Origin of the sequence: Bradyrhizobium sp. S3.3.6 (genome assembly GCF_040546905.1) — a bacterium.
In the GTDB taxonomy this organism is placed as follows: domain Bacteria; phylum Pseudomonadota; class Alphaproteobacteria; order Rhizobiales; family Xanthobacteraceae; genus Bradyrhizobium; species Bradyrhizobium cytisi.
Map to the genome: position 1 here is coordinate 310,391 of NZ_JBEPOT010000008.1, position 22,410 is coordinate 332,800.

The 22,410-nt window shown below is 65.0% G+C and carries 16 protein-coding genes; 8 read left to right on the forward strand and 8 right to left on the reverse strand.

Translation table 11 applies throughout. The features are described from left to right. Positions 1-44: 44 nt before the first annotated feature. On the reverse strand, positions 45-839 hold the full coding sequence (locus tag ABID59_RS23980) for a protein-L-isoaspartate O-methyltransferase family protein (RefSeq protein WP_354085016.1): 795 nt from the start codon (positions 837-839) through the stop codon (positions 45-47). After that, complete coding sequence (locus ABID59_RS23985) at positions 836-4,297, reverse strand: ATP-binding protein (protein ID WP_354085017.1); 3,462 nt, start codon at positions 4,295-4,297, stop codon at positions 836-838. The genes ABID59_RS23980 and ABID59_RS23985 overlap by 4 nt, the downstream gene beginning before the upstream one ends. Before the next feature lie 135 nt (positions 4,298-4,432). Here ABID59_RS23985 and ABID59_RS23990 point away from each other — a divergent pair, with 135 nt between their 5' ends. The 4 genes from ABID59_RS23990 (at position 4,433) to ABID59_RS24005 (ending at position 13,114) form a co-directional block, all read left to right on the forward strand. Beyond that, on the forward strand, positions 4,433-10,867 hold the full coding sequence (locus ABID59_RS23990) for a non-ribosomal peptide synthetase (RefSeq protein ID WP_354085018.1): 6,435 nt from the start codon (positions 4,433-4,435) through the stop codon (positions 10,865-10,867). Between the two features lie 144 nt (positions 10,868-11,011). Beyond that, entirely contained in the window at positions 11,012-11,176 is a 165-nt protein-coding gene (locus ABID59_RS23995; RefSeq protein ID WP_187435087.1) for a hypothetical protein, read from the forward strand. 229 nt (positions 11,177-11,405) lie between these two features. Then, positions 11,406-12,137: a 4'-phosphopantetheinyl transferase family protein gene (locus tag ABID59_RS24000; protein ID WP_354085019.1), complete on the forward strand. Its 732-nt coding sequence runs from the start codon at positions 11,406-11,408 to the stop codon at positions 12,135-12,137. Next, entirely contained in the window at positions 12,134-13,114 is a 981-nt protein-coding gene (locus ABID59_RS24005; RefSeq protein WP_354085020.1) for an LLM class flavin-dependent oxidoreductase, read from the forward strand. The genes ABID59_RS24000 and ABID59_RS24005 overlap by 4 nt, the downstream gene beginning before the upstream one ends. Here the strand turns inward: ABID59_RS24005 and ABID59_RS24010 are convergent. The 3 genes from ABID59_RS24010 to ABID59_RS24020 are packed head-to-tail and all read right to left on the reverse strand — an operon-like array spanning position 13,111 to position 16,128. After that, positions 13,111-13,950 carry an ABC transporter ATP-binding protein gene (locus ABID59_RS24010; protein WP_148753321.1) on the reverse strand — a complete coding sequence of 280 codons (840 nt, stop codon included), beginning with the start codon at positions 13,948-13,950 and terminating at the stop codon, positions 13,111-13,113. The two genes, ABID59_RS24005 and ABID59_RS24010, sit on opposite strands and share 4 nt — an antisense overlap. Continuing rightward, positions 13,947-14,747 (reverse strand): ABC transporter permease, encoded by an 801-nt coding sequence (locus ABID59_RS24015; protein ID WP_354085021.1) that lies wholly within the window; start codon positions 14,745-14,747, stop codon positions 13,947-13,949. The genes ABID59_RS24010 and ABID59_RS24015 overlap by 4 nt, the downstream gene beginning before the upstream one ends. A 4-nt stretch (positions 14,748-14,751) precedes the next feature. Continuing rightward, a complete protein-coding gene (locus ABID59_RS24020) occupies positions 14,752-16,128 on the reverse strand; it encodes an ABC transporter substrate-binding protein (protein WP_354085022.1) in 1,377 nt (458 codons plus the stop codon). On the opposite strand from ABID59_RS24020, the gene ABID59_RS24025 reads away from it, so the two are divergent. Both ABID59_RS24025 and ABID59_RS24030 read left to right on the forward strand, forming a co-directional pair. Then, positions 16,127-16,468 carry a hypothetical protein gene (locus ABID59_RS24025; RefSeq protein WP_354085023.1) on the forward strand — a complete coding sequence of 114 codons (342 nt, stop codon included), beginning with the start codon at positions 16,127-16,129 and terminating at the stop codon, positions 16,466-16,468. The genes ABID59_RS24020 and ABID59_RS24025 overlap by 2 nt on opposite strands. Before the next feature lie 8 nt (positions 16,469-16,476). Continuing rightward, the gene (locus ABID59_RS24030) at positions 16,477-17,316 is read left to right on the forward strand and encodes a Crp/Fnr family transcriptional regulator (RefSeq protein WP_354085024.1); all 840 of its coding nucleotides are present in this window, start codon (positions 16,477-16,479) and stop codon (positions 17,314-17,316) included. A gap of 10 nt (positions 17,317-17,326) precedes the next feature. On the opposite strand, the gene ABID59_RS24035 is transcribed toward ABID59_RS24030, so the two are convergent. From ABID59_RS24035 to ABID59_RS24045, 3 genes are all read right to left on the reverse strand, one after another. Continuing rightward, positions 17,327-18,352, reverse strand: coding sequence for a histone deacetylase family protein (locus ABID59_RS24035; RefSeq protein WP_354085025.1), 1,026 nt, complete (start codon positions 18,350-18,352; stop codon positions 17,327-17,329). A 126-nt stretch (positions 18,353-18,478) separates the two neighbouring features. After that, complete coding sequence (locus tag ABID59_RS24040) at positions 18,479-19,420, reverse strand: SMP-30/gluconolactonase/LRE family protein (protein WP_354085026.1); 942 nt, start codon at positions 19,418-19,420, stop codon at positions 18,479-18,481. Continuing rightward, on the reverse strand, positions 19,377-21,452 hold the full coding sequence (locus ABID59_RS24045) for a PQQ-dependent sugar dehydrogenase (RefSeq protein WP_502916825.1): 2,076 nt from the start codon (positions 21,450-21,452) through the stop codon (positions 19,377-19,379). Before ABID59_RS24045 ends, ABID59_RS24040 begins: the two co-directional genes overlap by 44 nt. A gap of 206 nt (positions 21,453-21,658) precedes the next feature. Here ABID59_RS24045 and ABID59_RS24050 point away from each other — a divergent pair, with 206 nt between their 5' ends. Both ABID59_RS24050 and ABID59_RS24055 read left to right on the forward strand, forming a co-directional pair. Further along, positions 21,659-21,892 (forward strand): DUF6894 family protein, encoded by a 234-nt coding sequence (locus tag ABID59_RS24050; RefSeq protein WP_187435083.1) that lies wholly within the window; start codon positions 21,659-21,661, stop codon positions 21,890-21,892. Between the two features lie 9 nt (positions 21,893-21,901). Next, positions 21,902-22,078, forward strand: a complete 177-nt coding sequence (locus tag ABID59_RS24055) for a hypothetical protein (protein ID WP_187435082.1) — start codon at positions 21,902-21,904, stop codon at positions 22,076-22,078. Positions 22,079-22,410 lie beyond the last annotated feature (332 nt).

Genomic DNA, 22,410 nt, shown 5'->3' on the forward strand with positions numbered 1-22,410 from the left:
GTTGGAAACTTCGATTCGTAATCAAGGTAAAATGAAACGAATCGTTAGCCATCCGACGGCAGCCCCTGCGCGATGCCGCGAAAGCGTAGCGGCGCCAGTGACGATGCGCGCTGCCACCAATCGGCGACGCGATCGTCAAGCGCCGTCCCCCCGCGGCCCTGGCCGGGAAAGATCCGGATCTGCTGCACCGCCTCGGCCTCGAATCCCTTGCCCTTGCGTGTGATCTTGAGGGCGGCACCTTCGCGGTCCCGCTGCGTCAGCGGCACCAGCAGGCGGCCGTGCGGGCGGAGCGATTGAAGCCAGAGCGGTTGCGGATGCGAGAAGCCGGCATGCACGATGATGATGTCAGCGGGCTCGCTGATATTGAGGCAGCCGTCGCTGTTGATAACCTCGACATTCCGATAGGCACGAAGACAGGTCGCGGCACGCACCGCGAGCCGCTCGTCACACTCGATCGCATGCACCCTGCCGTTCGGGCCAACGATCTCTGAGAGGATCGCCGAGAAATAGCCGAGCCCGCAACCGATCTGGACCACGCGATCCTTCTCCCCGACGCCGAGCAAATCGATGAAGTGCGCCCACAGGCTCGGCAGTCCGGTGTCGAGCTTACGGCGCGCGTCGATCGCAACCAGCACATTGTCGTAGAGATGGACGGGGTCGGCGTCGGGCGTCAGTCGGTATTTGCGCGCCGTCTCGCTCTTGATGCGCCAGGGCCCCTTCGCCAGAAAATTTTCGCGCGGCACCGCCGCCAGGGCTGCAAGCAGGCGCGGCGAGGAGAGTCGTTCCCGCTTCGCAATCAGCTCGACGTAGCGCGCACGGGCGGCGGGCAGATCGCTCATTTCACCGGATCGGCCTGACGAGCCGGTGTGTCGCCACCGATCTCGTGCACGAGCTGCATGGCCAGCTTCAGGTCCGGCGTCAGGAATCCCTCGTTGAACTTGCCGACGATCGGCACGAGCAACAGACTGGCGTGTTCGCGCTTGCCGGCGTCGTGCGACAGCCGTGCGAGGCTGACGGCAGTTCTGAGCTCCCAGGACAACGCGCCCTGCTTGCGCGCGGTCTCGAGCGACAGTTCGAACAAATCTTCGGCCTCCTGCACCGAAGTCGGATTGCCGTCCGACAGGGTGATCTCGCCTTGCAGGCGATAGACTTCCGCCAGATAGGAGTGATCGCCGGTCCGTCTTGCGGTCGCAAGCGCACCGTCCAGCGCGCGCAAGGCGGCATCGCGCATGCCGACCTTGGCATAGGCCTCCGCCAGCAGGCAGCGGAACCAGCAGCCGGCGAGCCAGGAATCCATCGCCTCGTATTCGTCGAGGCCGAACCGCATCTGGCTGATGCCCTCGTCGGCCTCGCCGAGCTGCGCCAGCGCCCAGCCGCGCAGGATCGTGGCCTGCTGCTTCCAGTGCAGGAAATTGTGCTCGGTGGCGATGATCATGGCGCGGTTGGCGTGGTCGCGCGTGCCCTCGATATCGCGCAGATGCTGGCAGAGATAGGCGCCGAACACCAACGCAAAGGCGAGCGAGAAGGGATGGCGGATCTTCTCCGCATGCAGGATCGCCTGCTCGCTGTGCTGCCGCGCCGCGTCAGGCTGGCCGAGGAACCACAGGAGATAGCCGAGGTAGGACAGCGAGACGACGCCGGGATCGGTGCCGTGCCGCTCCATCAGGTCGGAGTGCAAATCGGGGCTGTAGAGATTGATGCAGCGGTGCAGATGATGCTGCGCGGCGGCGAAGCGCCCGCGATAGAGCATGGTCATCGCGATCGAGCGGTGCGCCTCGATCAGATAGCCGGTCTGCTGCGCCGGCTGCGCCCGTTCGTTGAGCCGCTCGCGCTTGGCGAATTTCAACAGCTCGACGCTGAGATCATGCGCGCGGGTGAGATCGGCGCGGATGAAATGGCAGACCCAGAGCCCGCGGGTGGCGGCAAAAGCCTTCTCGTCGTCGTCGAGCTGCTGGCCGAGCTCGAGGGCGCGGATGTAGTTCTCCTCGACCTCTTGCACCGCGTAGCCCTTGGCGGCGATCAGCGCGTTGCCGAGCGCGATGCGCACCTCGAGCTCCATCTCGTCGGCGCCCTGCATGCGGGCATTGGCCTGCACCACGCTCAAGCCGCGGCGCAGATGGCCGATGGCCTCGAGATTGGCGCCGCTCTTGGCCGCCTGCTTGCCGGCCTTGAGCCAGAAGCTCGCCGCGCCCTCGCTCTGGCCGGACTCGGTGAGATGGTGGGCCAGCAGCTCCGGCTCGCGCTCGGTCTTCTCCGGATACATCTCGGCGAGCACCTGGGCGATGCTGGCATGCAGCTTGCGTCGCTCGCTGTGCAAGAGGCTGGCATGCGCCGCGTTCTGGATCATCACGTGCTTGAAGGAGTAGAGCGCGTCCGGCGGATGGCCGCGCCGCATGATCAGGCCCGCCTCCTCCAGATGCGTCAGCGCCGCTTCGATCTGCTCCGCAGGCGTGTTGGCGACCGCATGCAGGGTCTCGTAGGAGAACTCGCGGCCGATCGTGGCGCCGATCTGCGCGATCCGCTTGAACGGCCCCATCCGGTCGAGACGCGCCATCAGCGAGTCCGTCAGCGTCGCCGGGATCGCGAGTTGCCGCCACGGGCCCGACAGAACGTAGCGGCCATGCCGCTCGGTCAGGAGGTCGGACTCGAGAACCGTCTTGGTCAGCTCCTCCAGGAACAGCGGCACGCCGTCGGTCTTGACGATGATCTCCTCGATGACCTCCTTGGGTAGCTCGCGCCCGGCGACACGCTCGACCAGCGTCGCGCGCAACGGCCGGCTGAGCCGGTTCAGCACGAGAGTGGTAATGTGCGAATGCGCGTTCCAGCTCGGCTGGAATTCGGAGCGCGCGGTGATGATCGCAAGGATCGGCCGGTTCTGCACCCGGTCGACGACGAGGTCGACCACCTCGCGGGAGGTCGGATCGATCCAGTGCAGATCCTCAAAGGCCATCACCAGCGGCATCTCGCGCGCGAGGCCCAGGAAGTGATTGACCAGTGCCGCGACGGTCGCGTCCTTCTGCTGCTGCGGCGACAGGTCGAGCGGCGGATAGCGCTCGCCGGTCGGGATCGACAGTAGCGCGGCAAACAGCGGCGCGACCTGCTCGATATCGCCGTGCGCGGCGGCAATTGCATTCTCCAGGCTTGCCAGCGACAGCGCGGACACATCCTCGCGATCGAGGCCGAGGGAAAACTTGAGCTGCTCGACGAACGGATAGAAGGCGGTGGAGGTGTAATAAGGCGAGCACTGGAACGAAACCTGTCCGTGGCGGTCGCCCGCGATCCGCTCAAAAATCTCCTGGATGATGCGCGACTTGCCGATGCCGGGCTCGCCGAACTTGACGACGACCTGGCCGTCGCCCTCCTTGACCTGCTGCCAGCGTCCCATCAGCAGCGCGATTTCCTCCTCGCGGTTGACGAGCGGGGTCAGGCGCGTGCCCATGGCGGCCGCAAAGCGGGTCTCCACCCGCGTGGCGCGCACGACGTGCCAGGCCTGGGTCTTCTCCGAGATGCCCTTCAGCGCGTGGGCGCCGAGATTGCGGTAATCGAACTTCCCCTTCAGCAACGACTGCGTCGAGGAGGAGATCACCACGCCGTTGGGCGGCGCCAGCGCCTGCAGGCGCGCGGCCAGATTGACGGTTTCGCCGACCGCGGAATCGCGCTCTTCGGTGCCCTGGCCGACGAGGTCGCCGACCACGACGAGGCCGGTCGCGATCCCGATACGGACGGCGGGCGCGTGGCTGAGCGCGCCGCGCGGCTCGATCGCACGCGCCGTCGAGAGCACCCGCACGATCTCGAGCCCGGCGCGCACCGAACGCTCGGCGTCGTCCTCATGCGCGGTCGGATAGCCGAAATAGACCAGAATGCCGTCGCCGACGAAGCGGGCGGCAAAACCCTCGTAATGCTTGACCACGCGCACGCAGGTCTCGCGAAAGCTCGCGATCATGTCGCGCACGTCTTCCGGATCGAACTGGGCGGAGAGCGCGGTGGAATCGACCATGTCGCAGAACATGGTAGTGAGCTGACGCCGCTCGGCACCGACCTCGGTGCGGGTCGGCGGGTGCGCCGGCGCGGCCGGCGCCTCCGCCGTCTCGGCCTGGAACAGCGACGCGGTCGCCCGCCGCAGCCGCTTGCGATCGCCAAGCGGCAATCCGAGCTCGGCAAGATCAGCCTCGGTCAGGTCCCCCATGACATCGAGATCGAGGCGGTGTTGCGCGAACAGATCGGTGTAGTGGCCGAGACCGATGCCTTCGAGCCAGCGCTTCAACCCGACATCCGTCCCCGGCTCTTTCTCCAGCATGGTGATCCCGCCCGACACTCCCCCCGCCGAAAGGCTTAAGGTCCCTCAACCACAGATTTTGGGACCAAAACTTCACCTCGGACTGGACGCGTTCCCTAACTCTTGGGAAGAATAGCCCAATCAGATCAAAAGGGAATGGCATTGTCGGAGATTGCGTCCGGGGCGGGAGAGGGATCGGCAGACGCGGGCGCCGAAACCAATACGTTTGCCCATATCGGCGGCCTTCTCGCCTTCCATGCGCGAACGATGCCGGCGGCGCCCGCCCTGCTCGCCCCTGGCCGGCCGCCTCTGAATTATGGTGCGCTCGGCGCCAGGATCGCGCATCTCGTCCAAACGCTGCGCGGGCTCGGCGTTGCACCTGGCGACCGGATTGCCGTTGCGCTGCCGCGCGGGGCCGACAGCGCGCTGGCTCTCATCGCGGTGGCATCAAGCTGTGCCTGCGTCCCCGTCAACCCGGACCTGACGGCGGATGAGCTGCAACGTTATTTCAGCGAATTGAAGCTGACGGCGCTGGTCACCCGGGCCGATATGAACTCGCCGAGTCGCGACGTCGCCAGGGCGCTTGATATCGCGATGATCGACTTCGTTCCGGGACCTGAGACGGATCTCGGCGGCTGTGCGTTCATCGGACCGACGATCGGTCCGGCCTGCGCGAACGGCGCCGCGAGTGCCGAGGATGATGCCTTCATCCTGCTGACGTCAGGCACAGCAGCGCGGCCCAAAATGGTACCGCTCACGCATCGCAATGTGTGTCTCTCGGCGCAAAATGCCGGCCGCGTGCTGTCGCTCACATCGCACGATCGCCTGCTGAATGCCTTGCCGCTGTTTCACGCCCATGGCCTGATCTCCGGTCTCCTGACCGCGCTCGCCGCGGGCTCCAGCGTGATCGCGACCGGCGGTTTCGACGCACCGTCCTTCTTCGGCTGGATGCGGGACCTGCAACCGACCTGGTACACGGCGGTGCCGACCATTCACCGCGCCCTGCTGACGGCCGCGGAAGCCAACCCGGAGCGCGCCCGCGCGTCATCGCTGCGCGTAATCCGCTCGGCCTCGTCCTCGCTTGCGCCCGCGATCCTGAACGGGCTGGAGACGATGTTCGGCGTGCCCGTGCTGGAAACCTACGGCATGACTGAAGCGGCCTCGCAGATTGCCGCCAATCCGTTCGAGCTGCGCAAGATCGGATCGGTCGGCCGTGCCGCAGGTCCTGAGATCGCCATCATGGACGAGACAGGCCGCGCGCTTGCAAGCGGCGAGCGTGGCGAGATCATGCTGCGCGGAGCGAACATGAGCCGCGGCTATTATAATGACGAGGCGGCGACGCAGGCCGCGTTTCGCGACGGCTGGTTCCGGACCGGCGATCTCGGCTATCTCGATGCCGACGGCTATCTCTTCATCGTCGGCCGCATCAAGGACGTCATCAACCGCGGCGGCCAGAAGGTGTCGCCGCTGGAGGTGGAAGAGGTTCTGCTGGCGCACCCTGCGGTGCTGGAAGCCGGCGTCTTTGCCGTTCCCCACGCAAAACTCGGCGAGAACGTCGCCGCCGTCGTGGTGCTGCGGGACAATTCCGAGGCGACCTCCGACCAGTTGCGCCAGTTCGCGCGCAAACGTCTCGCCGCCTACAAGGTGCCAAGCCTGATCCGCAGCGTGGCGGCGCTGCCGAAAGGCGCCAGCGGCAAGGTCAAGCGCAACGCGCTGGCCGACCTGATTTCGGCGTCCCATGATGACGACGAGACGCAGCTGCCGCGCAACGCGCTGGAGACCCAGCTCGCGGAGATCTGGGCCAATCTTCTGGAGCTTCCGAAAGTAGGCGTCGATCAGGATGTCTTTGCGCTCGGCGCGGACTCGCTCGCGGTCACGCAGATGCGCTCGCGCCTGCGCGAGCGCTTCAACGTCGACTTCTCGTTCGAGGACATTTTCGATTGCGCCACGGTCGGCGCTCTTGCAGCCCGGCTCGAGACCACGGCGCATCGGGATGCGACGCTGCCGGCTTGGCGCCCGGCGGCTTCTGAAGGAGATGCGCCGCTGTCGTTCCAGCAGCAGCGGATGTATGTGCTCTCGCGGCTCGATCCGACACGCTACAATTATAACGTGGTCGAGGTCGCGCTGCTCAAGGGGCAGGTCGATATCGCTGCGCTCCAGGCGAGCCTCGGTGCGATTTGCGCGCGCCACGAGGCACTGCGCTCGGTCTTCGTCGAACGCGAGGGCGAGCCCGTGCAGCGCGTGCTTGACGCACCGCCGCGGTTCGAGCGGATCAAGCTAAGACCCTGCCCTCCGCACCGGCGGGCTGAGGTCGTCAGGCGCGAGGCGCTCAAGCTGGCGCAATATCCGTTTGACCTCGCCCGCGAGCCACCGCTGAAGGTCACGCTGCTTTCGTTCGACAAATCCAGCCATGCGCTGGTGGTCAATGTCCATCACCTCGTCACCGATGGCTGGTCACAGCGGCTGTTCTGGGAGGCGCTCGCCGCCGGATATTCCCCCGCTCGCAAAGGGAGCACGACGATGCTGCCCTCGCCCGGCTTCCAATATCGCGACTTTGCGCGCTGGCAGCTGAGCTGGGCGCAGACACCGATGGCGAAGGAGCAGCTCGATTACTGGCGAACCCAGCTCGACGGCGTCACCACGCTGCCGCTGCGGGCCGACCGGCCGCGGCCGGAAGTCTGGAGCGGTCACGGCGCCCGTCACTATTTCGAATTCTCAAGAACCCTTTCGGCCGACATTCGCGCACTGAGCCAGGACCAGGGCGTGACGCCCTTCATGGCGCTGCTCGCGGTATTCCAGTGCCTGCTGTTCCGCCATACCGGACATGAGGATGTCGCGACGGGCTCGCTGATCGCGAACCGCAACCAGATCGAAAGCGAACGGCTGATCGGGCTGTTTGCCAATACGCTGATCCTGCGCAACGATTTCGGTGGCGACCCGACCTTTGGCGAGATGCTGCGGCGGGTGCGCCGGGTCACGCTCGATGCCTATCGCAACCAGGATCTTCCGATCGAGGAAGTCCTGCGCGCGTTGCAGATCGCGCGAAGGAGCGACGGCAATCCGCTGTTCCGGATCATGTTCATCCTCCAGAATGCGTCGATCGAGGCGGCGCGCTTCCCCGGCCTGTCGACGCGGCGGCTGGAGATCGACCCGGAAGTCGCGCGCTTCGATATCACGCTCGAGCTGGTCGAGGCCGAGGGCCGCTTCACCGGCTTCTTCGAATACGCCACCGATCTGTTCGACGCAGGTACGATCGAGGGCATGGCGGGTCAGTTCAAGACCCTGCTCAAGGCCGCCATCACCAATCCCGAGCAGCGCATCTCGCGTCTGCCGCTGCTCACCGACGCGGAACGCCGGCTGTTGCCGACGAAAGGCCGGCCTGCCAATTTCGCCACGCGCGGAAATCTATGCGAACGCTTCGAGCGGCAGTCAAAGAAGACGCCGAACGCCGTGGCGATATCCGACGGAGTTCTGTCCCTGAGCTATCGCGAACTGGCGCGCCGCAGCCAGGCGATCGCGCGCTGGCTTGCCCGCGAGGGCGTCGGCACCGAGACCGTGGTCGCGCTGCTTGCCGATCGCGGGCCCGACCTGCTCGCGGCGATGATCGCGGTGCAACGCGCGGGCGCGGCCTTCCTGAACCTCGATCCCGAGCAGCCACCCGCGAGGCTCGCAACCATCCTCGGATCGAGCTGCGCAAGCGTGCTGCTGACGGGGCGCGCCCAGTCCGCCATGGTCGACACGCTGCTCGAGCCGTTGGTCGCGCGCATCCAGGTCGCCGAGATCGAGGATGCGATGGCGCTGGAATCGACCAAGCCGGCCCGCGCGGCACGGCGCGCAAGCGCGAGCCTTGCCTATCTCATCTATACGTCCGGTTCTTCCGGTGCGCCGAAGGGCGTCATGATCGAGCAGCGCGGGCTGTCGAACCATCTGGCGTCGCTCATCGCCGAGCTCGGCCTCACGGGCAAGGACGTGGTCGCACAGACCGCACCGCAGAGCTTTGTGATCTCTGTCTGGCAGTTCCTCGCCGCTCCCATGGTCGGCGCACGTGTCCATGTCTGCGGCAATTCGGTCGTGCAGGATCCGATCCTGCTGGCGCGGGAGATCGAACGCGAGGGCATCACGGTGCTCGAGATCGTCCCCTCGCTGCTCCGCGTCATCCTCGAACGCCTCGGCGAGGCACCGATGCTGCGCGCCTTTGCGAAACTGCGGCTGCTGATCTCGACCGGCGAGCCACTGCCCGTCGAGCTCTGCCGCGCCTGGTTCGTCCGCTGCCCGAAGGTGCCGCTGATCAACGCCTACGGCGCCTCGGAATGTTCTGATGACGTTTCCCTGCACCGGCTGACCAGGGCGCCGGACACGGCGGCGACCAATGTCCCGGTCGGCGCGCCGCTGCCCAACACCCAAATCTATGTGCTCGATCATGGTCTGGAGCCGCAGCCGATCGGCGTGGTCGGCGAGCTTTGCATCGGCGGCGCCGGCGTCGGCCGCGGCTATATCAACGATCCCGCCCAGAGCCGGCAGCGCTTCATCCCCGATCCGTTCGCACGCGCGCAAGGCAGCCGGCTGTACCGCACCGGCGACCTCGCCCGCCGCCGCGCCGACGGGACCATCGAATGCCTCGGCCGCGCCGACCTTCAGGTCAAGGTCCGCGGCTATCGCATCGAGCTCAAGGAGATCGAGGCTGCGCTTGGCGACCATGCAGGCGTCCGCGCCGGCATCGTCGAGCCGCGCCGCGACGCCAATGGCGATGTCAGGCTGATCGCCCATGTCGTAGCCAAATCGGGCAGCCGGATCAGCGCCAGCGAGCTGCGCGACTTCCTCAAGAGCCGGCTGCCTGTGCATGCCATCCCGTCGGCCTTCCTGTTCCTGGATCAGATTCCGCTCAATGCCCACGGCAAGCTCGATCGCTCCGCCCTGCCAGCGCCGGCACAAGAGAGTGCAGGGACGGAAGCCGCCGTGCCGGCCCGCCGCTTCACCGAAAAGGTGCTGTCCGACATCTGGATCGATCTGCTGAAGGTCGAGAGCCTCGGCGTCACCGACAATTTCTTCGACCTCGGCGGCCATTCGCTGCTCGCGGGCCAAGCCATGGCGCGCGTGGCCCGTGCGCTCGGGGTCTCGCTGCCGATCAAGACCATCTTCGAGGCGCCGACGATCGAGGAGCTCGCCCGGCGGGTCGACGAGGCCGTGACCACGAAACCGCAAAAGCCCGCGGCCGGCGTGCCACGCCTCGCCGACAGCGGACCGCCCACGCTGTCGATCGCGCAGGACCAGATGATGCGAATTGAGCAGAACCTGCCCGATCTGCCGCTGTTCAACCTGCCCTTCGCTTTCCACCTCGAAGGCCCGATCGATCCGCGCAGGCTGGCGCAGGCCATCGACGACATCGTGCGCCGCCACGAATCGTTACGCACGGCGTTCGACTGGAATGGCGAGGAGCCGGTCAGCCGGATCGTCGCGCCCGCCGCGCTCGGTCCGGTTCTGACCGTCGAGACCATCGGCGACGGGCGGCCCCACAACAACAAGCGCCGCAAGGCGCTCGAGCTCAGGAAGATCGAGCTCCTGATCGCGCAGGAGGCATATACTCCTGTCGACGCCGCCCGGGCGCCGCTGCTGCGGGCGCGGCTGCTGCGGCTGCACGCCGAGGATCACATTCTGCTGCTGACGCTGCACCATGCCATCGCCGATGGCTGGTCGATCGGCGTGCTGTTCGAGGAACTGTCCAACCGCTACGCCGCGCTGGCAGGCCATCCGTCGGCGCCCTTGCCGAAGATGCCGCTCGCGTTCTCCGACGTCGCACGCTGGCAGCGCTGGTGGTGCGGCACTGAGGCGGCCCGCCACCAGGCCCTCGACTGGAGCGAGGCATTGCGCGGTTCAGCCCCCCTGTTTGACGGTGAGGCGCGGCCGGGCGCGTCGACCGGCCATCATCCCCTCAGCCTGGAGCGCGACCTGGTCGCCCGCCTCACCGCCTATGCGCGACAGCACAACGCAACGCTGTTCATGTGCCTGCTCACTGGCCTGAAGGCCCTGCTGCTGGCGCGGACCGGACGCACGGACATCTCGGTCGCGACCGCCATGGCCAATCGCGCCCAGCCGGACATCGAGGGGATCGTGGGCCCGTTCGAGAACACCGTGATCGTCCGCAGCCGAATTACACCGGATCTGTCGTTCACGCAGGCCTTGGACCGCGTGCGCCAAAGCGTGCTCGAGGCGCATGCCCGGCAGGAGCTGCCGTTCAACATCCTGGCCGACCATCTGGAGCAGGAGGGCATCGATCCGGCTTCGCTGCTCCAGGTCTATTTCACGCTGCAAAATCCGCTGCGCCAGCCGCTCGAGCTGCCTGATGTCGCAGTGCGATCGATCGGAAATGTCGCGCGCGAGGGCCAGCCGGTACTGCCGGTCGACCAGACCTGGCTGTCGCTGATGCTCAAGGAGCGCCTGACCGGGATTACAGGTTCGTCCAATTACAAGGGCGAGCTGCTCGACGGCGCCATGGTCGGCGCCTGGATGGAGGATCTCGTTGCGCTGCTGAGGGCCGCTATCACGCAGCCCAATGCGCCACTCGACCGGCTGCTCGCCCGCCGGGCGGCTTGACCGGCTGTTAGCCACGCCGAACGCTGGTTCACTCGCAAGAGCTGTGAATGACCAAGTTGCATCTTGATTCTTTGGCGCTTGCCGCGCAAGATTATTCCTGCGTTTTTGATTTGGACGATTATTTTCAACCGGGGGAGTGTCATTATGGGTTTCATCAAATTTACCAAGGGTACCTCGCTGAGCGACAAGGACCGCAAGGCCCTGCAAAAGCTTCTCTCTGACGAGAAGAAGAAGCTCCAGTCCGCTCTAAAGGACGTCGACACCAGCCTTTCGATGCTGGGCGGCAAGAAAGCCAAGAAGAAAAAGTAAGACTTGTCGGCCGGGACGGCCGCACGAATCTTCAAGTTCATTTCCAAATTTAGGCCGCTCGCCTGTCGAGTTGGGGTCTCGCACAAGCTTGAACCTGTAAACCGGCCAGCAATCGACAAGAATTTGCCTGAGTGGACCGCTAGAAGCGGTCGGCTCAGTTGCTTCCTGTTTGGTTGATTCTTCGGTCAGGGCCGGATTTGGCCTCCGCCTGACGCTATGGGCCCAATTGATGGCAGACGACGAAATTGAACTGTTTGTCGGACTGATCGAGAGCATCGAGACGCCGGGCGCGGTCGAATCGTGCCGGCGGCTGCTCTCCGTCGACGAACGGATACGCGCCGACCGCTTCATGTTCGAGCGGCATCAGCGGCAATATATCTTCGCGCACGCGATGTTGCGCCTGGCGCTCTCGCACGCGGCCCCCGAGATCGAGCCGACCGACTGGTCGTTTTCGACCGGCCGCTACGGGCGGCCCTTTGTCGCGGCGCCCGCGACTTCGACGGCACTGCATTTCAGCCTGTCCCATGCCGACGGCTGCGTAGCTTGCGTCGTCTCGAAGCACGAGACCGTCGGCGTCGACGTCGAGACCGTGTCGCGGCGCGTCGCGCCACTCTCCACCGCGCTTCGCTTCTTTGCGCCGGAGGAGGTCGAGACGCTGCGCGGACTGCCGGAGCCCGCCGCGATCGAGCGCTTCTTCGACTATTGGACGCTGAAGGAAGCCTATCTGAAAGCCAGGGGTTTTGGGCTCAACCTGCCGCTCGACGCATTCGCGATGCAGGTGTCGCGAGAGGCGATCGAGATCAGCTTCAAGCCCGATATCTCCGACGATCCGGCAGGTTGGCACTTCTCGCTGTGCTCGCCCTCGCCCTCGCATCGCCTGGCGATCGCCGACGGCTCCGGTGCGGCCGGCGGCCTTCGCATCACCCGCAACGCCTGGCCGCTCCGGGAAGCGGCGGAATGATTCCGGCGCGGCTGCGCGTCTTTCCCGCGATCTCGCGCAACCGCGATCCCCAAAAATATGTCGGCGAGCTGATGCGGGTGGCGGAGTTCGCCGACCGCAACGGTTTCGAAGGCATTCTGCTGTTCGAAGGCAATGACGTCTTCGTCGAGCCCTGGGCGATGGCCCAGCACATCCTGGCCGCGACGACGCGATCTTCGCCGCTGATCGCCGTCAATCCGGTCTACATGCACCCGTTCACAGCGGCGAAGTTCGTGTCGTCCTTTGCGCAGCTCTACGGCCGCAAGGTCTATCTCAACATGATCACAGGGACCGCAATCAGCGACTTGGAGGGACTTGGCGACGAGCAACCGCATGCCGACCGCTATGTCCGGCTCGGCGAGTTCGTCGCACTGATGCGCGAGCTGCTCGCGAGCCAGCGCCCGGTCAATCTCGAGGGTCGGTTCTACCGCGCCAGCAATCTGCAACTCCGGCCGCGCTTGCCGGCCGAGCTGATGCCGGAATTCCTGATCGCGGGGCAATCGGAAGCGGCGCGGCGCGTCGCAGAGGAGACCGGCTGCATCAAGATGCAGATGCTCCCGCCCGAACTCGATCGCGGTCTCAACGCCCCCGGAATGAATTTTGGCATCTTCGCGCGCGAGAGCAGCGAGGAGGCGCGGCAGGCGGCGAAGGCCCGCTTCCGCGACAACCCTGATAACCGCGAGCTGCTCGCGCTTACGGTGGAGAATTCAGATTCCGTCTGGAAGCGACGATTGTACGAAGGCCAGACCGGCGAGCTCCACGACAATGGCTATTGGCTCTTGCCGTTCCTCACCTTCCAGGCCGACTGCCCCTATCTCGTCGGCAGCCATGCCGAGATCGGCGCGAAGCTGAAGGAGTTTGCCGCGAAGGGCCTCACCACGATCATGCTCGACATGGTTGCGGACGAGACCGAGATGCAGCACGTCTGCAAGGCGTTGAGGGCGAGCGAACTATTCTAGGTCGGCACGCCCAGCGGGCTGAGCCGCGCCATCGGCTCGCTGCCTTCCGGCCACCGCAGAAGCTGCATGACATGACGCTTCAGGCGCACGAACTCGGGTTCGGTGACGAGATCCTGGCTCCGTGGCCGAGCAAACGGCGGCACGATGTCCTCGATCACCCGGCCAGGCCTTGCGCTCATCACGACGATGCGATCGGCGAGGAACAGCGCCTCGTCGATGTCGTGGGTGACGAACACCGTGGTGGTCGGGATCTTGCCCCAGATATCGAGCAGGACCTCCTGCATCATGCCGCGCGTCTGCGCGTCGAGCGCGCTGAAGGGCTCGTCCATCAGCAGCACCCGCGGCTGGTTGATCAACACCCGCGCGATCTCGACACGCTGCTGCATGCCGCCCGACAGCTGCGCCGGGTAAAATGCCTCGAAGCCGGACAGACCGACCAGCTTCAGGATTGCATCCGCCGCGCGATTGCGCTCGGCTTTTGCAAGGCCCCGCATCTTCGGGCCGAAGGCTACGTTGTCCCGCACTCGCTTCCACGGAAACAACGTGTGCTGCTGAAACACCATGCCGCGGTCCGGACTCGGACCCGCGACCGTCTGTCCGTCGACCGTGAGCCGGCCTGCCGTGATCGGCAGATGTCCGGCCAGCGCGCCGAGCAGCGTGGACTTGCCGCAGCCGGAAGGCCCAAGAATGCAGACGAGCTCGCCCGGCGAGATCGAGACATCGAGCCCGCTCACCGCCTCGAACGCATCGATCCCCTCTCCGAGCGAGATCGAGACTTCAGCGATGTCGATACGACCGACGCTTTGCGTGCCGATATCCGCAACCCGAATGTTCATCGCGCCACCTTCGGGCTGCGCCAGGGCATCGCGAGCCGTCCGGCCGTCGTCAACAGCCAGCTGGAGCCCATCCCGAGCAGGCCGATGACCAGCATGCCGACGATGATGTCGGCATAGTTCTGAAGCGTGTAGGCCTCCCAGGTGTAATAGCCGATGCCGAACTGGCCCGAGATCATCTCGGCGGTGACAAGGCAGAACCACGAGGTGCCCATGCCAATCGCAAGACCGGTGACAATGCTGGGCGCGGCGTCCGGCAGCACCACCTCCTTCAGGATCGCCAACTCGCCGGCGCCCAGGCTGCGCGCGGACGCGACCAGCCGGCGATCGACATTCGCAACACCGTGGACCGTGTTCAGCACAATCGGAAACAGCGCACCGATGAAGGTGATGTAGATCATCGACAGCTCGGACGACGGGAACATCAGGATCGACAGCGGTATCCACGCCACAGCCGGAATCGGCCGCAGCAATTCCAGCGGCGGCAGCAAGAGGTCACTCGCAGCGCGCGACCGGCCGATCGCAAAGCCGAGGACCGCGCCGATCACCACCGCCGCCCCATAGCCCGCGAACACGCGCCAGACGCTGCTGGTGATATGCGCCGCCAGCTTCGGCGAACGAAACAGGGCGACAGCAGACTCAACAACCTCGACCGGTGGCGGCACGTTGCGGAAGGTGACGATCCCCAGATTGAGATGCATCACTGATGCGACTTGCCACAGCGTGATGCAGGCCAGGATCGAAAGGCCGCGGACCACCCATCGGATGCCCGCAGGCCGCGCCGGTTGAGCGATCGCCATGGCCCTACCGGCTCGCGACCAAGGATTCGCGCGCAGCGGCGAAGTCGAGCACCGTCCCGCCATGCTGCTTCGACCAGCGCTCGGCCCCCTCCTTGAGCAGGAACGCATTCAGCTCACCGTTTTGGGAGCGCACGAACCACGCCTGGTTTGCGAACAGCTTGATGCCGCTTTCGCGATCCTGCGCATAGACGACGCGGGCGGTCTTGCCGTCCTTCTCGAGTCCGGCGAGCGCCTTCAGCGCGTTCTCGGGCGAGGCGTAGTGGCGCACATGCGGCTCATCCTTGACCCAGATCTGTGCCACGCGACTGAAGTCGCTGATCTCAGCGCCCGTCGCCGCATCCTTGGCGCGAAGCGGAAGCTGCGCATAGTTTGTCAGCCCGGCGTCATAGTCGCGGCCGGCCTGTGCCGCTGCAATGCGAATATACTTGTCGGTGACGAACTGGTTGATATCGAGATCGCTGTCCGCGCGCTTGAGCAGCTTCAGCGTCTTGATCGAGGTGGCGACCGCCTGGCAGTATTCCGGCTTCCAGGTGACATCGCGGGTCTGAAGACCGAGCGGACCGTGGAAGAGGTAGTCGACCTCCGCCTCGATGCCGGTCACCTTCGCGATCAGCTCGCTATATTTCTCCGGCTCCTCCGCGATCAGGCGATCCGCCTCGAGCGCAGCACGCAAATAGGCGACCACGATCTCCGGATATTTTTCGGCGTAGTCAGCGTCGACGAGTGAACCGTGGAATGTTGGTGCATTGGCCTGTGCACCGTCAAAGATCTTGCGCGCAAAGCCGCGCCACGGAAACAGCTCAGCGAACGGGACGAAGTCGGCATGTGCCTCGATCTTATTGGCCTGCAAGGCCGGCCCGGCGACTTCCGGTGCCTGCGTGATGATGTTGACGTCGGTCTGGGGATTCCAGCCCTTGGCCTCAATGGCGCGGAGCAGCATGCCGTGCGAGGTCGAGGCAAAGGGAACGGAGATGGTCTTGCCCTTGAGCTCATCGAGCGACTGCACCGGCGAGCTCGACGGCACCACGATTCCGTTGCCGCTGCCCTTGGTGCTGCCGGACAGCACGCTGATAAACAGGCTGCGACGCCCGGCCTTCTGGAACGCAACGCCGTTCAGCGAGCCCGGAAAATCCGCCATCGCGCCGAAATCGAGCTTGCCCGCGACCATCTCGTTGGTGAGCGGCGCGCCGCTCGTAAAATTCTTCCACTGGATGTCGTAGGTCACATCCTTGTACTTGCCGTCACGAGGCAGGAACTTCTCCAGCAGCTTGAGCTCGCGAATGAGCAGCCCGCCGGTCGCGCAGTTGATGGTCGTATCCTGCGTCCCGACCGCAACCCGGATCGTCTCCGCCCGCGACGGTCCGAACATGGCGACGGTCATGACCACGACGGCCGCACTGAGTCTCAAAGAGCTGAAATCGATCATCGAACTGTCCTCGGCAGGCCGGATCCATGCCGGCAGCGACGCGAACCGTCACTATCGAAGGCGCGACGCAGCGGTTGAAGCAATTACTTGCATCGCGAGCATAGAGCGCTGGCGTCATGATTCCGTCGCGCGCCGGCGCAAAGGATTTTCTCAGGACCATGCAATCGACAGAGGAATCGTTTCGTCTCCGCTCGGCGCGCATATCAAGCTTTGCTATGTGATTTGGAACGATCGCAAAGAGATGGACATCGCACCATCTCCGCACTTACCTGTTTGCAAGACCTCGTTGAGCTAAGGATTGGGATGACCATTCTCAAGGAAGCTGCCGTGACCGAGCCTGCCGCTTTTGCCCAGCGGCCACATGCAGGCGTGCGGTTCGACTGGCCCGGCCGCGAGAAGTCGCGGCGGTCCCGCAGCGCACGTACGACGACCACAAGCTCGGCGCTGTTCATGAGCGAGACGATCGACGGCTTGAATGCCGGCGCGCATTTCCTCGATCGCTTGTCCGCGCCGGAACAGGCGCGCGTGCATGCGGCCGGCCGCACGATCACGGTGCCGCAGGGCGAGATGGTGTTCAGCCAGGGCGACGGCCACGACGGCATCTTCATCATCCGCCGCGGCCAGGTGCGGGTCTACTACACGGCACCGTCAGGCCGCGAGATCACGCTCGCCTATTGGACGCCGGGACATTTCATCGGCGGTCCGGAGATCTCCGGTGGCGGCATTCACATGTGGTCGGGCATCGCCATCGAGGCCTGTGAGATCGCGGCGCTGTCGGGCCCGGCGCTCGAGAAGCTCCTGACCGGCATGCCGCAATTCGCACTGGCGCTGATCGACGGCCTCATCGCCAAGGGCAAATGCTATTCCTCGATGGCACAGATCCTCGGCACGCGATCGGTGATCGAGCGGCTGGCGCAGTTCCTGCTCACCTTGTCGGAGCTGCACGGCATTGCCGATGGCGACACCGTCGTCATCAACCGCAAGATCACCCATGACCAGATCGCGGCCATGGTCGGCTCGACCCGGCAATGGGTCACGATGATGCTCAAGCGCTTCCAGAACCGCCGCATCATCGCCATCGACGGCAGCTCCATCCGGATCAGCCGGATCGACCTGCTGGAGCAGATCCTGTTCAAGGATTAGGGCGAGACAATCACCGCGCCTCTTCGAATCCTGCCAGCACTGAAGTCAGGTTCGCACCCAGAATATCCGAGAGATAACCGCCTTCCTGCACGAACACGGTCGGCAGGCCCATCTTCGCGATGGCCTGGCCGATGCGGCGGAAGCCGGGCGTGGTGACGGCGAGGCCCTTCAATGGATCGTGCTCGGAGGCGTCGAGGCCGAGCGCGATCACGAGTGCGCCGGGCGCGAAGGCTTCGATCGCCTTGCGCGCGACATCCATCGCCTGGATATAGCCGTCATCGCCGGTGCCGATCGCCAGCGGAATGTTGAGATTGGTGCCGAGGCCTGGACCTTCGCCGCGCTCGTGCGCATAGCCCCACACATAGGGATAATACGCGATCGGATCGGCGTGGATCGAAACCGTGTAGACGTCCGGCCGCGCGTAAAAAATGCCTTGCGTGCCGTTGCCGTGGTGGACGTCGACGTCGAGAATGACGACACGCTCGTGCTTGAGCCGCAGATGGGCCGCGGCAATCGCGCTGTTATTGAGGAAGCAGAAGCCGCCGGCCATGTCGCGATAGGCGTGATGGCCGGGCGGACGGCAGAGGGCGTAGGTCGCGTCCTCGCCGTCCATCACCATCTGCGCCGCCGTGACCGCGACGTCGGTCGCGGCGCAGGCCGCGTCCCAGGTGCCCGGGCCGATCGGCGCCGCGGTGTCGGCGGTGTGCCAGCCGAGCTTGCCGACAATGTGGGTGGGATAGGTCGCGGCATGTCGCACGGGATGGATGTTGCCGATCATCTCCGGGCCGGAATCGCCGAGTGCTTTCCAGGCGTCCCAGGCTTCACTCAGGAACGATAGATATTCGGGGCTGTGAATGCGCGCGCGCGGGCCCTGGCCGAATGTCGTCGGCTCGACCAGTTGATGCTTGCCGTCCTTCAGACCCTTGAGCAGGCGGTCTGCGCGCTCAGGCTGCTCGGTGGTGCGCTTGACGACACCGCGAACCAGGAAGAATTGCGGATCGTGGCTGCGGTGCAGTTCGGTATGGACGGCTTTCACTCGATACTCCGTGGTCGCATTGACGATGCCCGCAGATGTCTAAATCCCTGCGGCGGCCAGATGCAAGCAAGAAGAATGCCGTCTTCACGGCACGGCCCTGCGCCAACGACAGATCGCGTCTGATGCTCAGCAGCGCCCGCGCTGGAGACAGTGCTCGCGGCCCTGCTGGTCGGTGCGGAAGGATTCGATAAAGCCGCCCTGACGCTGGGTGACGAAGACGGTTTTGCCGTCGCTGCCGCCGAAGGCGAGATTGGTCGGCTCCTTGGCCCTCAGCGCGATCTCGCGCTCGACCGCCCCGTTGGGCTTCATCAGCGCGATCGTCCCCTTGAGGATGCGCGCGACATAGAGGCGGCCGGTGATATCGGTACGCAGGCCGTCGATGGTGTCGGGCTGGAACGCCTTGACGAGCTTTGCGTCGGCCAGCTCGCTGCCGTGGATGGTGTAGGACCAGACCTGGCCGCTGCTGGATTCACCGACATAGAGCGTGTTGCCGTCGGGGCTGAGGTCGATGCCGTTGGTGGTGCCCATCGCGCGTGGTGCTGACATGACCTGTCCCTGCGCCGTGCCATCGGCGGCTTTCGCAATGCGCCAGACGTGGCCTTCGCGACCTTTCCAGTTCGGATCGCTCGCATAGATCGTGCCGTCGCGGGCGATGGTGATGTCGTTGGGCTGGTTCATCTCGTCGGAGTGAAACCAGACGCCGGGCTCGGCGCTACCCTTCGGGATCGCAAAAATGTTGTGCTTCTTGTAGTCGGCGATGAACATCGTGCCGTTGCGATCGAAGCGGATGGCGTTGCCGACGCTGCCCTCGGGAAGCGCCGTGAAGGCCTCCGACGCCGCACCGCCTGCGGGTAATCGGCCGATGGTGCCGGGCTTGCCGAAATTGACGACGAAGAGGTTGCCATCGAGATCGGCGGCAGGCCCTTCGATGCCGAACGTATATTCGCTGGCCGGCGTCACCTGCACGCTTTCGAACAGCTTCGTCTCGGCTGCGACGAGCGGCGTGGCGACGACGAGCAGGATGCTACTGCACAGGCACCAGGAATTCCTGCCGGATGTAATAGCCATCGTCGTCGCTGCACTCGCCATTCAGATAGGGATCGGCCGGCCGGAAGAAGCGGCTGAAGCCCGGTTTGTCTACAGCGTTCCTTTGTGTCACGACAACGACCTTGGCGGCCGGTATTTCGCCGCATTCCTTGTTCGCCTTGCCATAAAACTTGCGCTGCGGCAGGCCGAGCTTGATGCGCATCGGCGTTCCCGGAACCATCTTGGCAACGAGGTGATCCGCAGCCGTGAGCAGAGCCGCATAACCGGGCTCGGTCTTCGGCAGGCTCTCGCCGCCCGGCGGCATCAGCTTCTCCGCGCCAATGCCGCGCAGCCGCGTGCGCAGCTTGCCGGACTCCGGATCGCCCGGATAGATCCAGCCATCCTGCGACAACATGAAACGGAGCACGGTCGCGTCCTTATCGGCGTCCGACTGCCCCGCCTTCAGACCGAAATCGGAGTGACAGCCGACGCAGTGCTTTTCGACGAGGTTTTTGCGCAGCGTGGTGAGCCGGATCTTGTTTTGCGCATCCCTGGCGACGAAGGTGGCGAGCTGGTCGATCAGCGCCTGGCTGCGCGTGTCGCAGGGCAGCGGCGGCGGCGCATCGCCCGCGGCGCGATCGATGCGGATGATCGTCTGGTTCTTGTCCTCGACCAGCCAGATCGCACCGTCCTCTGCGACCGTGATGCCGACCGGCGCGCCTTGCGGCCGCGCACCATTGACGCGGTGCCAGCCGGCGATCAACTCCTCGAACGGCGCGGCGGCGACATCTCCGGCGTCGGTCTGAAAATTGTGGGTCGGATCGGCCGCACAACTGACGTGGTAGCGCACCGGCGCCGGCGCGGGTTTTGGAAAACCGTGGTCGTCGACGTCGTAGATCAGCACGCGGCTGCCGGTCGGGCGATAACCGTGCAGGCCGACCAGCAGCTTGCCTTCGAGCTCCGGAAATTTGGCGCCGTGATAATACAGCATCGCGAGCGGCGCAGCATGGGGCGGCAGCAGCGAGAACGGCTGCTTGTAAAGCGCGTTCGCCGTGCAAAGCGATTTATAGACGCCGGATTGCAGCACGCGCTTGAACTCGGGACTCGGCGTCGACAGATCGTAACAATAGGGCCAGCCATAATGCCTGCCCTGCTCGATCGCGTTGATCTCTTCGTTCGGTTTGAAGATATCGGGCAGATCGCGGCCGTTCTCGCCTTGCAGGAACGCGTAACCGGCATCGGGAAAGTTCGGGTGCAGCGCCAGCGCCATCGAGTTGCGCAGGCCCCGCGCGTAGACCGTATGCGGCGGATCGGGATCATTCGGCTTCAACGCCGGGAAGACGCCCCCCGACGGCGGCGTGAACAGCCAGATCGCAGCCATGGCGGAAGAACCTTCGGCCGCCGCGCAAGGTCTCGTGATCGGCGCCGGCGTGATGCAATCGTCGCTGTGGGCGCCGACATTGACGAACAGCCGCCCGTTGCGATCGAACACGAACTGCTTGAGCGGGTGCGCGCTTTCGTCGAGCCTGGTGCCGTCGGGCAGCGTGATGCGGCGGCCCGGCATGTGACGAATGATGGTCTCGACCGTGCCGCGCGGATTGTCCGCGAGCGGATCGAAGCGGAAGATGGTCTCGGCGGTCGAGGCGTAGAGCTTCGTGTCCGGACCGATCACGAGGCCGAACGGATATTCGACCCCGGTCAGGAGCTCCTTGAAGCGCTGCCCCTGGGCAGCGTGCGGGTCGAGCAGCAGCAGCCGGCCATCGGTATGGCCCCAGCCGCCCATGTCGGCGACCACGAACAGTTCCCGGCCGGGCACCTGGATGATCGACCGCGGAAATTTCAGATGGTCCTCTTCGCTGGCGACGAGGCCGGCGCAAAAGCCGGCCTTCATATCGATCTGGACCTTGGGAAAGGCGAGATCGCCGCTGCCGCAGGTCTCCGTTCCCACCGCGTAGCCGCTTTTCCTCACGGGATCGGACGCAGCCAGTGAGCCAAAGCCGTGCAGGACTGCCGCAAAGGCGACGACACCTACGCACAAGCTTCGGCGTCCAACCTGGAATGTGAGATGATTCACTGGGCCTCCCGGACGTTCGGTCGAAGGTTGTTCCATGCCCGCCAGGCGCCGTCCAGTTGAACATCACCCGCCTGTGATCAAACCCGCAAGGCGCGTGGTGCCGACCAATCTCCGTAGATTCCCTTACCGGGCTTGGCCCGAATATTTTTCGTTCTGTTCGGGTGGTATCGATATGCCGTCCAAATCGCTTTCCAGAGGAGGCGTGCATGGTTCAGATGTATTTCCACTGCTCGAATGCCGAAGGCACGCTGATCGATCGTTACGGCACGGCAGTCGCCAACCTGACCGAGGCGCGCGACCGCGCCGCCCAGATCATGCGCGCGATGATCGAGACGCCCGGCGCCGAGGATTGGCGTGATTGGGTGATCCATATCAGCGACGACGACGGCGAGGAGATTTTCGATCTTCCCTTCACCGCCATGCTCGGCAAGCCGCACTGAGGTGATGCCATGCTGCTCGCGTCATTGACTCTGCTCCGCCAGCCCCTCACCTTCGTCGCCACCAAATGGCAGAAGCTGGTGCGGATCGCAGGCAACCCCTACCGCCCCGAGCTCTACTACATGCGCGGCCCTGGCCCAAAATGGCACGCCAAATATCAGGCCAGCCGGCTGAACCGCGAGCTCTGAGCGCAGCCCGCTCCTTCTCGCCTACTTCCCCGTAAACTTCCCCTTGCGCTTCTCGACGAAGGCCTTGCGGCCTTCGATAGCGTCGGCGGCTTGTGCCGATGATGGCCTGAAGTTCGATCTCGCGGCGGAACTGCGCCTCGTAGCTGGTATGCTCGCTCTCCTCGACCAGTGCGCGCGTCGCGACCGGCAAGCGCGCCGAGCAGGACCGGCGTCATTGCGTTCAGGCTCTCCGGCTCGTCGAGCGTCAATATCCCGACGGCGCCAACCCGCGCCTGTTTCACACCTGCCATGTCGTTCCTCCCAGTGGATGTTCTCGTTGAAGGCGATGTGCC